Here is a 14712-nt window from a genome sequence, read left to right as displayed (position 1 = left end):
CTTTAGAGCGGGATTTTTTATGCAACAAAAATTTTTGATTGGGATGAGTTGATCATGTATGAAGCGAATCTCAACATTCCCTAAAATTGCTTAGAAATCAAAAGATGTTTGCAGGAAGAACGTGCGAGGTTGACCTACATATTTACCGCCAGTCGCATCAGATGAGCGGGTGAAGTATTGTTTATCAAAGACATTCTTGATACCCGCAGCCACTTTTAAACCGTTCAACTGTTCACCAAAATCATAAGCTGTACGAACGGCAAATGTGGAGTAACCAGGAATATCACCTAATTTACCATCAGCAGATTCTTCAGTTTGATAGACACTAGTAGAGCCCGGTGAATGTTGTTTAGACTGAGCAAACATATCGGCATTGATGCTCCATTGATTTACTTTATAGCCTAAGCCTACATTTGCCGTATGGCGTGAATAGAAGGGAAGATCTTTATCTTTAAAGTCACCCGCTTCAGCAACAGCTTTAGTGAAAGTATAATTGCTGTAAATCTTAAGTCCTTCAAGGGCATCTGTTAAGTAGCTGAAATCATAAGCAAGACCAAGTTCTACACCTTTATGACTGGTTGCCCCTAAGTCTGTCCAAATACCATTGTTTTGTGCATCACGCTCTAAAATTAACTTTTTTTCAAAGTCTAAATAGAAAGCTGTTAATTCAGCATTGAGGCCATTACCTAAATATTTAGTACCAATTTCATAGTTATTGGATTTTTCTGGATGCAAACCATCAAGGGTAGAAACCGCAGTCGTTCCACTGGTTGTTGCCAACTGATTATATTGTTGTGGGCCAAAAGAAACCCCGGCATTGGCAAAAATATTCCAATTGTCCGTAGCCTTATACATGACAGCCAAGTTAGGTAAGAACTCTTCAGATTTAATCGAAGGGCTAACGGTATTTTGCAGTACACCATTGTTGTAGGCACTGAAGCTATTATGTGTATCAATCGATTCAAAGCGTACACCTGGTGTGATATTCCATTTGCCAATTTCAAAACGGTTGTCTACATAAAAAGCATGGGCTTTGGTGCCACCTTCACTGCTGGTACGTGCAATAAATTCGCCAGGTTGAGCATTCACGGCATAGTTTTTAGTACGACCGGCAAATTCAGAACTTTGTTCATCCATATAGCGGTAGCCAACAGTCACTTCATTTTGGATGTTGCCCAGACTATATGTGCGTGAATAGCGTGGTTCAATAGCAAAGACCTGATAATCACGTGGCGAGGTATCTAAGCGTTTCATACCGGTTGCTGGTGCGGATTCCAGATTGCTGGTACGGAATGAATCGATGTAATAACTGAGTAATTCAAAATTATTCACATCATCTTTATGATTATAGCGTACAGAAACATCAGAACGACGGCCGTTGAAATAATTGCGCGGGTTGTTCGATTGATATGGATTTTCTGCATAGGCTGCTGTTGTCAAGCCTTCAGCCATTTCTCCAAAGCCTTCATAGTGGTGAAGATTAAGAGCAACACTATCAGCATCAGTGATTTGATAGGCTGTTTTCAACATTACATCATCAATATCAGTCTTGTTATTGGCTTCACGATACCCATTGCCTTTGGTTCCTGAATAGAACAGGGATACACCTAAACCATTATCCAGCGTTCCACCGACAAATGTTTGGACTGAGTTTCGTCTGATCTGTAGCGCTTGCATATTCAGAGGTTAAACCCACAGTACCTGAAAACTCTTTTGGAATGGCACGGGTCGCAAAATTAATAATTCCACCCACGTTTTGCGGTCCAAAGCGTACCGAACCCGCACCACGAACTACATCAACCGATTCAATATTGCCTAAAGAAACCGGAGCAAGTGAAAGTTGTGGTTGGCCATAGGGTGCAAATGAAAGCGGCACGCCATCCATCAATACTGTTGAACGTGGAGAAAGTCGTGAAGTTAAACCACGAACCCCCATATTGAGTGAAACATCACTACCGCCTGTACCATTACTTTCTTGAACCTGAACACCTGGAACCTGCCGTAAAGCATCTTTAATCGAAGTTGATGCTGTTTCATCTAAACGCTTGCGATCGACAATGCTAGGTGCACCGGCATGTTGCTGAACTTTTTCAGCATTGGCATTTTCAAGCCAGTTGCCTTGAGCTTCAATCTTCAGAGTATCGAGGACTTTCACTGCTTGTTCGGGTTCATTTGCATGGGCAATAGCAGCACTACTAATAATGCAGCCCAGTGCAAATTTAATTGAACAACTTAAATAACTTGTTGGAAAATGTTGAGGAACAACTTTGGAGGGGGTAGTTTGCTTCATGAGTGGATAGCAAGGTTGGAAATTTTGCGTATGTTATGCCTTTATTTGTAAATTATAAATAATAATTATTATCATTTATTGCTATTGGTTTCGAACTTTTAATTGTGAAAATAATTGAATAATGACGTATTTAAAGCTGTTAGACATCAAAAAAACCGTGTATAGCAACACGGTTTTAATGGGAGTAGTCATTCAATGAGTTACTTAAACTGTACTGTACCATTGGCATTGACAGTAATTTTCGATTCTCCTGCTGCCACATTTTGAGCATCTGCCGCTTCAGCGCCAGCAAATTTGGCCATATTGGCACGCATCATAATAGGCTGTGGATACTGGCTACTGGTATTCAAATTCAGGTTTACCAAGTTATAGCCTGATTTATTCCAAGCCTGACTTAACAGCTGTGCACGTTGCTGGAAATTTTTAGAGGCTTCAACAATCAATTCATTTTCAACTTTTTTACGCTGTGCGTCTGAAACATTAAAGTCGATCGACTGGGTCTGGAAGTTTTGCTGTAATTCACTTACCAATTGGCTGGCAGCTTTAAAGTCAGTACTTTCTATGCGGATTTCAGCACGCCCTCGCCATTCTTTCAGTTTACGGCTGTCATTGTCATAAATCGGATAAGTGGTTTGCGAACCGGTTTCCACTTTGACTTGCGGGTATTTTTTAGAAGCGGCAATAGCTTGGTTCATTAATTGCGTGATTTGTGTTGCAAGTTCCGCAGGATGTTTGTTGCTTTTTTCAATATATAAAACCGCATGCATTTCATCGTTAGAAACCTGACGAGTCGCTTCAGCTTGAACATTGACCAAATTATAATTCAGCTGTTCGGTTTGTTGAGCAAATGCAGTTGTGGTCAACGCTGTGCCAAGAAGGAGAGAGGAGAGGGCTAAATATCGCATTATTTTTACCTGTTTTTTTGTAAAGAAAAGTTCAGTCCTTAAGTTGCATAGTAGCGCTACTTTGTGCGCAATTTTTGCAGACTTTGTGTCAAGATTGTAAAGAAATTATGTGAACAGCCCCTAAAGGGCTTGCAAAGAAAATATTGAAAAATTATAAGCTTAGCTTAACTTGATTGAGGTGATTACGTTTATCCTATCTATTGCATAAAAAAATTATAAAAAATAAGGTTTTCTTTAGTCTGTCACAATGTAAGATGATAATTCATTCTATTGGTTAACAAGATATATTTTTTTCGATAAAATTAGGTCGGATAAATTGCAAAAAATGTTTATTTTTCAGAAAAATTCTGTATTATCCGGCTTCCTAGTTAATTGAATAGAAAACTGTCTAACTAGATTCTATAAAGCACCGAGTCAAAGGACCACAAGTCACCCGACTTATTTCTTTCAACCCATATCAGAGATGGTAATTCGATATGAGCGTTTCTTCTGTAAACTCTGCCACTAAGTCTACTAACGAATACTATTTGACTCGCCAAAGCCAGATGGAATCCAATGTTCGTAGCTATCCACGTAAATTGCCGTTAGCGATAGCAAAAGCCTTAGGTTGCTGGGTTACTGATGTTGAAGGTACAGAGTACCTCGATTGTTTAGCTGGGGCAGGAACATTGGCATTAGGCCATAATCATCCTGCGGTCATTCAAAGTATCCAAGACACACTTGCAAGCGGTTTACCTTTGCATACTTTGGATTTAACAACACCTTTAAAAGATGCTTTCACTGAAGCATTACTTGAGCAATTACCAGGTGGTAAGGCTGAGTACTGCCTACAGTTCTGTGGTCCGTCTGGTGCAGATGGTACAGAAGCAGCAATTAAACTTGCAAAAACTTATACTGGTCGTAGTTCAGTGATTAGCTTCTCAGGTGGCTATCACGGTATGACTCACGGTTCTTTGGCCATGACAGGTAACTTGTCTGCTAAAAACGCTGTGAATGGCTTAATGCCAGGTGTTCAATTTATGCCATATCCGCATGAATACCGTTGCCCATTAGGCATTGGTGGTGAAGCGGGTGTAGACGCATTAACGTATTATTTCGAAAACTTTATTGAAGACGTAGAAAGCGGTGTAACTAAGCCTGCAGCAGTTATCTTGGAAGCAATCCAAGGTGAAGGTGGTGTGGTGACTGCACCTGTTAAATGGTTAAAGAAAATCCGCGAAGTGACTGAAAAGCACAACATCGTGTTGATTCTTGACGAAGTTCAAGCAGGCTTTGCGCGTTCAGGTAAAATGTTTGCATTCGAACACGCAGGTATTGAACCTGACGTAGTGGTAATGTCTAAAGCTGTCGGTGGTAGCTTGCCGCTTGCAGTACTGGGTATTAAACGTAAATTTGATGCTTGGCAGCCTGCAGGTCACACCGGTACTTTCCGTGGTAACCAGCTTGCTATGGGTACAGGTCTTGCAACAATCAAAACCATTAAAGAACAAAATCTTGCACAAAATGCGCAAGAGCGTGGTGATTTCCTACAAGCTGAATTGAAAAAATTAGCGGTAGAATTCCCATGTATCGGTAACGTACGTGGTCGTGGTTTGATGATTGGTGTTGAAATTGTAGATGAACGCCAAAAAGCGGATCACATGGGCGCTTACCCTGGAGATTCTCAATTGGCTGCTGCAATTCAAGCGGCATGCTTCGACAACAAGTTATTGCTTGAGAAAGGTGGTCGTAACGGTACTGTAATCCGTTTACTTTGCCCGCTGATTATTACTCAAGACGAATGTGTAGAAGTGATTGCTCGCTTTAAGAAAGCGATTGCTGAAGCGCTTGTTGCGGTTCGAGGTGCATAAAGCATGGTAGATTTTGCAGAACATCGTAAAGCGTTATTCTGCAATGATGCAGATTCTATTGCTGACTATCAGTCAGCAATGGACGAAGCGGTAAAAGCCGTTTCTGCATGGTTGCAAAACGACAAAATGTACACTGGCGGTAGCATTAAAGAGCTACGCAGTGCAATTGCATTTCATCCTTCAAAAGAAGGCATGGGTCTACACAAATCGCTTGAGCGTATGGTTGAGCTTTTCTTAAACAAGAGTTTAAAAGTTCACCATCCGCACTCGTTGGCACATTTGCACTGCCCAACCATGGTGGCGAGCCAAATTGCTGAAGTGCTGATTAACGCTACTAACCAGTCTATGGACTCATGGGATCAAAGCCCGGCCGGTTCTTTGATGGAAGTGCAGTTAATTGACTGGCTGCGCCAAAAAGTGGGTTATGGCTCAGGTCAGGCCGGTGTATTCACTTCGGGTGGTACCCAGTCCAACTTGATGGGCGTTTTGCTTGCGCGTGATGCTTGCATCTCGAAAAACTGGAAAGACGAAAACGGTAATCCGTGGTCTGTTCAGCGCGATGGTATTCCAGGTGATGCAATGCGTAATGTCAAAGTCATCTGTTCTGAAAATGCGCATTTCTCTGTGCAAAAGAACATGGCGATGATGGGCATGGGTTTCCAATCTGTCGTGACTGTTCCTGTAGATGCAAATGCACGCATGGACATGGGCGCACTTGAGAAAACCATGGCACACCTTCAAGCTGAAGGCAAGATCGTGGCATGTGTGGTAGCGACTGCGGGTACAACCGATGCAGGCGCAATTGATCCACTCAAAGAAATCCGTGAAATCACCAACAAATATGGCGCGTGGATGCATATCGACGCAGCATGGGGTGGTGCACTGATTCTGTCAAATGACTATCGTTCAATGTTAGATGGTATTGAGCTATCTGACTCAGTAACGCTTGATTTCCATAAGCATTACTTCCAAACGATTTCATGTGGCGCGTTCTTGCTGAAAGACGAAGCGAACTATCGTTTCATGCATTATGAAGCTGAGTACTTAAACTCTGCTTATGATGAAGAGCATGGCGTACCTAACTTAGTATCTAAGTCATTACAAACAACTCGCCGTTTTGACGCGTTGAAATTGTGGATGACAGTTGAAGCATTGGGCGAAGAGCTTTACGGTTCAATGATCGACAATGGTGTGAAGTTGACACGTGAAGTAGCTGATTACATCAAGGCGACGGATGGATTAGAGCTTCTGGTTGAACCACAATTTGCTTCTGTGTTGTTCCGTGTCGTTCCAGCAGGTTATCCGGCAGAATTACTGGATACACTGAACCAGAACGTGGCAGATGAATTGTTTGCCCGTGGTGAAGCGAATATTGGTGTAACAAAAGTAGGTCAGGTTCAATCTTTGAAAATGACCACTTTGAGTCCTGTTGCGACCTTAGACAACGTGAAGAACCTGCTTGGCCTTGTGCTTGCAGAAGCTGATCGTATTAAAGGCCCAATCGCGGATGGTACATATACACCTGCAATTGATTAATTGATTGTCTGTGAGAAAAGAGGAGGCCAATGGGTCTCCTTTTTTTGTAGCAAAAACAGTGTAGAAAACTCTACTTAATGCATAAAAACATACCTTTTTGGTCTTTGATCTTTTTGTCGTCAGTTTCTAAAGTAAGCACGATAAGGAAAGAAAGAGGTGTGCCATGGAGCAGGTTCAACAAAAAAAGTCATTAATCAAAGAGGTGATCGATCAGAAAATATCACCTTATCAATGGATGGTCATTTTACTCTGTTTCACCATTGCGTTATTTGATGGTTTTGATACCCAGGCGATCGCGTTTACAGGGCCGGCTTTGTTAGAGCATTTTAATTTACAACCCGGGGCATTAGCACCCATTCTGACTGCTGGAATTGTTGGAATGACCGTTGGTGCTATGCTTTTAGGCTTGCTGGGCGATAAATTGGGGCGCAGAAAAACATTGCTATTTTGTACAGCTATTTTTTCTAGTGCGACACTTCTCACCGCTTTTGTGAGTAATATTGAACAAATCTTTATATTAAGAGTGATCGCGGGTTTAGGAATGGGCGGTGCAACCCCGGTATTGTTGGCACTTGCTGCTGAATATTCACCACAACGCTTTAAAGGCGCAGTCACTACAGGTGTTTTATTGGCTTTACCTGCAGGAGCCATGTTTGGTGGGCTTCTGGCGGCAAAATTGTTACCTATGGTTGGCTGGCAGGGCATATATATTATTGGTGGAGTACTCCCGCTTGTTTTACTGGTTGTGCTTTATGTTGTTCTCCCTGAATCTTTAGAATATATGGCACAACAAAAGAGTGCCTCGAATATTGCCGCCATACAAAGAATTCTGAATAAAATTTCAGCTAACACTGTTTCATTTACCCAAGAACAGCTGATTACAGCGAATACCCCAAATCAAAACAAGGCAAAATTAAGTATCTTGTTTCAGAATGGATTAGCACGTACCACAGCTGGGGTGTGGGGCACATATTTCTTTAACTGGATTGCCTGGTTCATGTTGTTGTCATGGCTACCTACCATTTTAAAACAGGCAGGCCTGGCACCAGAGCAAGCGCCTTATGCTTCTGTTACCGTGAATGCCGCCTTTATTGTTTTTGCTATACCGTTAGCGTTTTGGTTACCTAAATTAAATACCGCCAAGATCTTAACTTTTATGTTATGCACAGGATTAGCTGTGGTTGTAGGACTGGGATTACTCATCGAAACTCAGCAATGGGGTTATATTTTTGCCCTGATTGCATTGGCCGGCTTTGGGATTGGAGGCCAGCAACTGGCACTCAATTATTTGGTGGTCGCTGCATATCCTACAAAAGTTCGAGCAACGGCAACGGGGTGGGCCATTGGCATGGGACGAATGGGTGCAATTATTGGTTCAGCAATTGGCGGGATTATTTTAGCTGACTACGGCGTGACGGGGTATTTTTACGCGCTAGGTGTTCCGCTAATCATTGCATTATGCTGTGTTTTCTTCATCAAATATCAAACGCCCATTCGGAAGGATGAAGCTGATTTTGTAGAAATCTCCCACTAGAAAAGCCATAAAATTAAAAGATGAAATTTAAGTGAATGAGGTCATCGCAGACCTCATTTATCATAATAGGCGATTTGTTTTAAGCGGCAAATAAAGGGCTAAATCCTTTCTTACGCAATAACTTGCGATACATACTGGAACTACGATCCGCCGGAAAATGCGCTTCAATGCTTAAATCCAGAGGTAGGTATTCTGGTTTTTGCGATTCGGACACTACACGGTCTTCTTCAAAAATCTTTAAGTTAAACGCATAGGCATCTTCAACCGGCAAGTCTTTGTCATAATTCCGGCAAATTGGCGCGAACAGTCGGGTCTGGCGGGCTGTCATTGGTGAAGCGGCATTCATAATCACTTGTTGGCTTTCATTTGGGAAATGAATGGTGAGGGTGGCGGTAAAAGGTAAATGAATTTCAAAATGACGTAGCCATTGGAAACCTTCTTGACCGCGTTGTTCGAGGCCTATCGGGTAACGACCCACACTACTCCAGTAATCTGCATGAAAGCCTGTTTCGGTTTCTATGGTTTTGTAGTCAGGGACTTCGGCATTTTCGGGATCACCAAAGGTGTCCGGGTGCACCCAGGCAAAATGCGCCACATCAATAAAGCCCTCCAGCTGACGGCCAGCAAAACACTTAAAATCTACCGATGGGCAGACCAATTGTTGAAAGTCTGTATTATCCCAATTCGGCATGTGAGGAATGTTCGGTTCAGCATCTGGATGTGCAGTCAGGCTGCACCAGATCAAGCCATAGCGTTCGACAGCAGCATAAGTACGCAAATTAAAACGTGGTGAAATTTTATGTTCAGGATGGGCAGGTATGCGATTGCAGTGTCCCTTTTCTCCAAAACGTAAGCCATGATAACGGCAGACTACGCCTTGTCCGTCATTTTTACCCAAACTTAATGGTACGCCGCGGTGCGGGCAGGCATCTTTGGCAACAATCAGCTCATCCTGCATTTTATAAATGACCAAAGGCATATCAAGGAGCATGGTCCCCAGCGGCTGATCAGAGATATCACGTGCCAAGGCAATCGGATACCAGTACTGAGCCAACAGATGCCAATCATGCAGTTCAAAGGTCATATGCACGGGTAAATCAGGATCAAAACTTGGAATTGTTTTACTGTTCATGGTCATATCACTGTCATCATTTATTTTTGAATATATGACAAAGTCTTGTTCTAAGAAATTTCAAAGATTTGGACATACAATTGCAAAAATTAGAACGCCTAAAATTTAAGGCATTTGTCTTGGAGCAATTTAAAATCCATCTATCAAGTGGAAAAGATCTTGCCTTTTGTTGGTTGTATTAGGCTAAAAATTTTTAAAAACGAGTCGAAATAAGTTGTGAAAAATGACAGGACTAAGAAATTTTACAAATTTGTAGATAAAAATAATCATTTTATTATAGTGTTAAAATTAATTTAATGTTTGAATTTAAAAAGAAAATTTATAAAATTTACAAGGAAAATGAAATATCATAAAAGCGTCACAATGCTGTAACTTGCTTGTCATATTCTAAAATCAAAATGCAATTATCGAAATAAGTACAAAACTTTATAAAAAAGTAGCGTACTCCAAATTGCATCTATTGAAGAGAGAAAAGAATGCGCTTAAATCACATCGCACTTGCTTTAGCAGTTTCAGGGGCAGCTGTAGCAACAACAGCAAATGCAGCTCGTGACACCATCCAGATTGCTGGTTCTTCGACTGTTTTGCCATACGCAAGTATTGTAGCAGAAGAATTTGGTAATACTTTCCCTCAATTTAAAGCACCGGTTGTCGGTTCGGGTGGTACATCTGGCGGTTTAAAACAATTCTGTCAGGGTGTAGGTGATAATACCATCGACATCGCAAACGCTTCTCGTAAAATCAAAGATACTGAATTGGCTGCTTGTAAAAAAGCTGGTGTGAACCAAGTCATTGAAGTTAAAGTAGGTTATGACGGTATTGTATTTGCGTCTAATTCAAAGAAAGCTGCTTATAAGCTACGCCCACAACATGTATTTGCTGCACTGGCTGCAGAGTTACCTTCACAAGGTAAATTGGTTCCAAACCCGTATACACGCTGGAACCAAATTGACAAATCACTTCCAAATGAACCGATTACTTTGGTGATTCCGGCTTCTAACCACGGTACACGTGAAGTGTTCCAGGAAAAAATGGTTGAAGCAGGTTGTGAATCTTACGAATACTTCAAAAACTTAGATAAAGATGCACAGAAAAAAGCATGTGCAAATTTCCGTAAAGACGGCAAGGTTATTGAAATTTCAGGTGACTATACTGAAACTCTGGCACGTTTGAAAACTTCTCCAAGTGCAGTAGGTGTGTTTGGTCTAGGTTTCTATGATCAAAACCGTGACAAACTACGTGTGGCAACCGTGAACAATGTAACGCCTTCAGAGAAAACTATTCTGAACGGTTCTTACCCTGTATCACGTCCATTGTTCTTCTACGTGAAAGGTGAGCATCTTAAATCAATCAAAGGCTTACAACAGTATTCAGAATACTTCCTGAACAAGAAAGTTTCAGGTAAAGGTTCTAAACTTGAAAAAGCTGGCCTGATTTCAATGTCTGATAAAGAACGTGCCAAAGTTCTTGCAAATTTGAAAGCCGGTAAAGCGGTAAAGTAATAAGGATGAATGAGCTGACGGTAGAATGATTTCTACCTTCGGCTTTTTTGTATAGACAAGTTTTTCAAAGCATGAAAATTGAAAAATGCTGGAGAATACATGAATCTGCTACTTATGGGTGTGTTATTGGCATTGATTGCCATCGCCTATCAAATCGGGCTTTCCAAAAGCCGTAACCTAGCAGGTAAGGGAAATAATACTGCAAAGTTGCACTCACGCCCTGGATATTATGGCGCATTGGTTGCATTGTGGTGCGGTATCCCTGCTTTTTTAATTTTACTGGTTTGGAATATTGTCGAACCGAATATTTTGCGCCATGTGGTGCTCAATAATGTGCCTGCAAATATTGCAGCGACACTGGATCGTGCAGGCATTGAAGTGCTCATTGACCGTGTCCAAGCAATTGCTTCAGGTTTTGGCGTGAGTGATCAAGCCGCAGCTTATGAAATAGCAGCCGCACAGCAACTTGCAAAAATTGAAACCATCAGCTCCTTTGCCAAACTGGCTTTGGTGATCTGTGCTGCCTTGGCCGGTCTGGTAATGGCTAAAAAGCGGGTTGCTCAGCAATATCGTGCCCGTAACCAGGTTGAAAAAATCATTAACTGGAGCTTGGCTCTATGTTCCGGTGTGGCCATCTTAACCACCATCGGCATTGTGCTTTCAATGTTTAGCGAAGCTATGCGCTTCTTCCATTTTGTCAGCCCATTCGATTTCTTCTTTGGTACAGAATGGAATCCTGGATTCAGCACGTCTGGAAATGCAGAAGGCAGTTATGGCCTGGTGCCATTAATCTGGGGAACGCTGATGGTCAGCGGGATCGCTTTACTGGTTGCGGTTCCGGTTGGACTGATGATTGCCATCTATCTGGCTGAATATGCGCCTTCAAGTTTCCGTGCCTGGGCAAAGCCTGCCATTGAAGTGTTAGCCGGCATTCCAACTATTGTGTATGGTGTGTTTGCACTGATGGTGATTGGCCCATTCTTCAAAATGCTGGGTGAAAGCATTGGACTGAACATTAATGCCACCAGTGCCTTAACGGCCGGTTTTGTCATGGGCATCATGATTATCCCGTTCGTGTCCTCACTGTCGGATGACATTATTACCCAGGTTCCACGCGCACTACGCGACGGTTCTTTAGGTTTGGGAGCAACCAAATCGGAAACCATTCGTCAGGTCGTAATACCGGCAGCACTGCCAGGCATTATCGGGGCATTTTTACTTGCTGCATCACGTGCCATTGGTGAAACCATGATTGTGGTATTAGCAGCAGGGAACAGTCCATTACTGCATGTCAATCCGCTAGAAGCCGTATCTACAGTCACCATTACCATTGTGAACCAGTTAACCGGTGATACTGACTTTGCCAGCCCACAAGCTTTGGTTGCATTCGCATTAGGTTTAACGCTGTTTGTGATTACTTTGGGTTTAAACATTGTTGCACTGTATATCGTGCGTAAATATCGCGAGCAATACGAATGAGTACATCAAATACATCTTCTATGGGTCAAAACTTTGACCCACAAGCTGCAGCTGAACTACGCGAAAAACGTAAACAAAAAATTGCCAGTTCTTTAGCGAAACGCCATCGTAAAGAAAAGACATTCCGTATTTTTGGCTTTTCTGCAGTCGTAACAGGTTTGTTCTTTGTGGTGCTTTTATTCGGAAGTATTTTGGCGAAAGGCTTACCTGCATTTTGGCAAAGCAGTATTACTGTACCTGTTTACTTTGATCCTGCCATCATTCAGGTGGGTGCCAAACCGACCCAAAAAGAGGGTGAATCTCCAGCACAGTTTGAAGAGCGTACCATTGCTTGGCAAACCGAAATGGGCATGGTGGATTGGGATGCACTGATCGCCAATGGCATGATTGCAAAAGATCCTTCCATTGCATCAAAACGCGATGATTTATCCAGTTTATACACCAGTTCAGAAGCCTATCGCATACGTGATATGGTAATGGCTGACCCAACACTGATTGGTAAAAAAGAAGACATTAAAATTTTAGCCGATGCCAATGTCGACGTATGGCTTGCAGGTAATATTGATCGCAGTTTACCTGATGATCAGCAACAGCTTAGCCCTGAAATTCGTCAACTTGCCGATCAGCTAAAAGCTAAAGGCGTGATTGAAAATACTTTCAATACCAATATCTTTACCAATCCAGACTCGCGCAGTTCTCCTGCAACTTCTGGTCTTGCTGGTGCATTCATGGGCTCATTGTTCATGATGCTAATCGTAATTTTTATCTCGATTCCGATTGGTGTGGCATCTGCCATTTATCTTGAAGAATTTGCACCTAAGAACTTCATGACAGATATCGTTGAAGTCAATATTAATAACCTGGCAGCGGTTCCTTCGATTGTCTTTGGTTTGCTTGGTGCTGCCATTTTCATTGGCTGGATGCATTTACCGCTTTCTGCACCTTTAGTTGGTGGTCTGGTGCTGAGCTTAATGACATTGCCAACCGTGATTATTACTACCCGTGCATCACTAAAAGCAGTTCCTCCTTCTATTCGTCAAGCGGCATTAGGTCTGGGCGCTTCCCGTGTACAAACGGTATTTCATCATGTATTGCCACTGGCTCTTCCAGGAATTTTAACTGGTGCCATTATTGGTGTAGCACAGGCATTAGGTGAAACAGCACCGTTACTTTTGATTGGTATGAGTGCTTTTGTGGCAAGTGTACCAGCAACACCACTCGATCAATCTACTGCCTTACCAGTACAGATTTTCTTATGGCAAGGCAACGAATTACGTAACTTCTTTGAAGGGCGTACAGCAGCTGCAATTATTGTCTTACTGGCGTTAATGGTAGGCTTAAACAGCCTTGCTATTTGGTTACGTAAGAAATTTGAAGTGCGCTGGTAAAGAGGACAAGATATGAATACTGTAACAGATATTTCAAATGCAAATTCATTAGAGCAGGATGAATCCGTGAATCCAGAACAGAAACAATTTACATCTCCTGAAGTCGATAAAAAACATCCAAGTACATCTTTTGTTTCTCAATTCGATACTCATACTTCAACGAAAAAAGAAAATGAAACATCGAATGTGAAAATTAGTACTTCAGATGTACATGTTTACTATGGTGAAGCAGAAGCCATTAAAGGTATTGATATCAATATCTATGAAAATGAAGTGATAGCCTTTATTGGCCCATCGGGCTGTGGTAAGTCAACTTTTCTGCGTACTTTAAACCGTATGAATGACACCATTGATTCATGTCGTGTGACCGGTAAAGTGATGCTGGATAATCAGGATATCTATGACCCGAATCTGGACGTGGTTTTGCTACGTGCGCAAGTCGGCATGGTCTTCCAAAAACCGAACCCATTCCCAAAATCAATTTTTGACAACGTGGCTTATGGCCCTAAACTGCACGGTTTGGCGCGTGATAAATACGACCTTGAAGAAATTGTAGAAAATAGCTTGCATAAGGCAGGTCTTTGGGATGAAGTGAAAGACCGTTTAAATCAGCCGGGTACAGGTCTGTCTGGTGGTCAGCAGCAACGTTTATGTATCGCACGTACCATTGCAGTGAGTCCTGAAGTGATTCTGATGGATGAGCCATGTTCAGCGCTGGATCCGATTGCAACGGCAAAAATTGAAGAACTGATTTCTGAGCTTTCAACTCAATATACCATTGCGATTGTAACGCACTCGATGCAACAGGCAGCACGTGTATCTGACCGTACTGCTTACTTCCATTTGGGTGATTTGATTGAAGTCAACTCAACTGAAAAAGTCTTTACTCAACCAGATCATCAATTGACTGAAGCTTACATTACTGGTCGTTTCGGTTAATAGATATTTTCTAAAAAAGAGCCGTAAGGCCACTGCTGTCCCATAGTTTGCTTTAAATAAAAAACCTGAGTCTAAAGTAGTTAAAATATAAGTGCGACCAAACACTTTAACTATAAGGACTCAGGTTTTGTCACATCAGAATACCGTATTTCATCAA

Annotated in this window: 9 protein-coding genes and 1 pseudogene; 7 read left to right on the top strand and 3 right to left on the bottom strand. The window is 42.0% G+C overall.

From position 1 onward, the window contains the following. Nucleotides 1-90: 90 nt before the first annotated feature. Together FB6_RS04220 and FB6_RS04215 are read right to left on the bottom strand one after the other, a co-directional pair. Nucleotides 91-2290 (bottom strand): annotated as a pseudogene (locus FB6_RS04220) (TonB-dependent receptor family protein). Between the two features lie 200 nt (nt 2291-2490). Next, nucleotides 2491-3195: an SIMPL domain-containing protein gene (locus tag FB6_RS04215; RefSeq protein WP_174558798.1), complete on the bottom strand. Its 705-nt coding sequence runs from the start codon at nt 3193-3195 to the stop codon at nt 2491-2493. 476 nt (nt 3196-3671) lie between these two features. Here FB6_RS04215 and FB6_RS04210 point away from each other — a divergent pair, with 476 nt between their 5' ends. The 3 genes from FB6_RS04210 to FB6_RS04200 all read left to right on the top strand — a co-directional run bounded on the left by FB6_RS04210 (nt 3672) and on the right by FB6_RS04200 (nt 8115). Further along, on the top strand, nt 3672-5045 hold the full coding sequence (locus FB6_RS04210) for a diaminobutyrate--2-oxoglutarate transaminase (protein ID WP_174558797.1): 1374 nt from the start codon (nt 3672-3674) through the stop codon (nt 5043-5045). Between the two features lie 3 nt (nt 5046-5048). Then, a complete protein-coding gene (locus tag FB6_RS04205) occupies nt 5049-6581 on the top strand; it encodes a pyridoxal phosphate-dependent decarboxylase family protein (RefSeq protein ID WP_174558796.1) in 1533 nt (510 codons plus the stop codon). Between the two features lie 163 nt (nt 6582-6744). Then, nucleotides 6745-8115, top strand: coding sequence for an MFS transporter (locus FB6_RS04200; RefSeq protein ID WP_174558795.1), 1371 nt, complete (start codon nt 6745-6747; stop codon nt 8113-8115). 79 nt (nt 8116-8194) lie between these two features. Here FB6_RS04200 and FB6_RS04195 read toward each other — a convergent pair whose 3' ends face one another. Then, the gene (locus FB6_RS04195; protein ID WP_174558794.1) at nt 8195-9247 is read right to left on the bottom strand and encodes a Rieske 2Fe-2S domain-containing protein; all 1053 of its coding nucleotides are present in this window, start codon (nt 9245-9247) and stop codon (nt 8195-8197) included. A gap of 476 nt (nt 9248-9723) precedes the next feature. Between FB6_RS04195 and FB6_RS04190 the strand changes: the two genes are divergently transcribed. From FB6_RS04190 to pstB, 4 genes are all read left to right on the top strand, one after another. Continuing rightward, nucleotides 9724-10749, top strand: coding sequence for a substrate-binding domain-containing protein (locus FB6_RS04190; RefSeq protein WP_174558793.1), 1026 nt, complete (start codon nt 9724-9726; stop codon nt 10747-10749). Nucleotides 10750-10848: 99 nt separating this feature from the next. Further along, nucleotides 10849-12228, top strand: coding sequence for a phosphate ABC transporter permease subunit PstC (pstC, locus tag FB6_RS04185; protein WP_174558792.1), 1380 nt, complete (start codon nt 10849-10851; stop codon nt 12226-12228). Beyond that, on the top strand, nt 12225-13616 hold the full coding sequence (pstA, locus tag FB6_RS04180; protein WP_174558791.1) for a phosphate ABC transporter permease PstA: 1392 nt from the start codon (nt 12225-12227) through the stop codon (nt 13614-13616). Before pstC ends, pstA begins: the two co-directional genes overlap by 4 nt. 12 nt (nt 13617-13628) lie before the next feature. After that, nucleotides 13629-14555 carry a phosphate ABC transporter ATP-binding protein PstB gene (gene pstB / locus FB6_RS04175; RefSeq protein WP_217427322.1) on the top strand — a complete coding sequence of 309 codons (927 nt, stop codon included), beginning with the start codon at nt 13629-13631 and terminating at the stop codon, nt 14553-14555. The last annotated feature ends 157 nt before the right edge of the window (nt 14556-14712 follow it).

Origin of the sequence: Acinetobacter bouvetii (genome assembly GCF_902753875.1) — a bacterium.
In the GTDB taxonomy this organism is placed as follows: domain Bacteria; phylum Pseudomonadota; class Gammaproteobacteria; order Pseudomonadales; family Moraxellaceae; genus Acinetobacter; species Acinetobacter bouvetii_A.
This window is presented reverse-complemented; position numbering and strand designations above follow the sequence as displayed.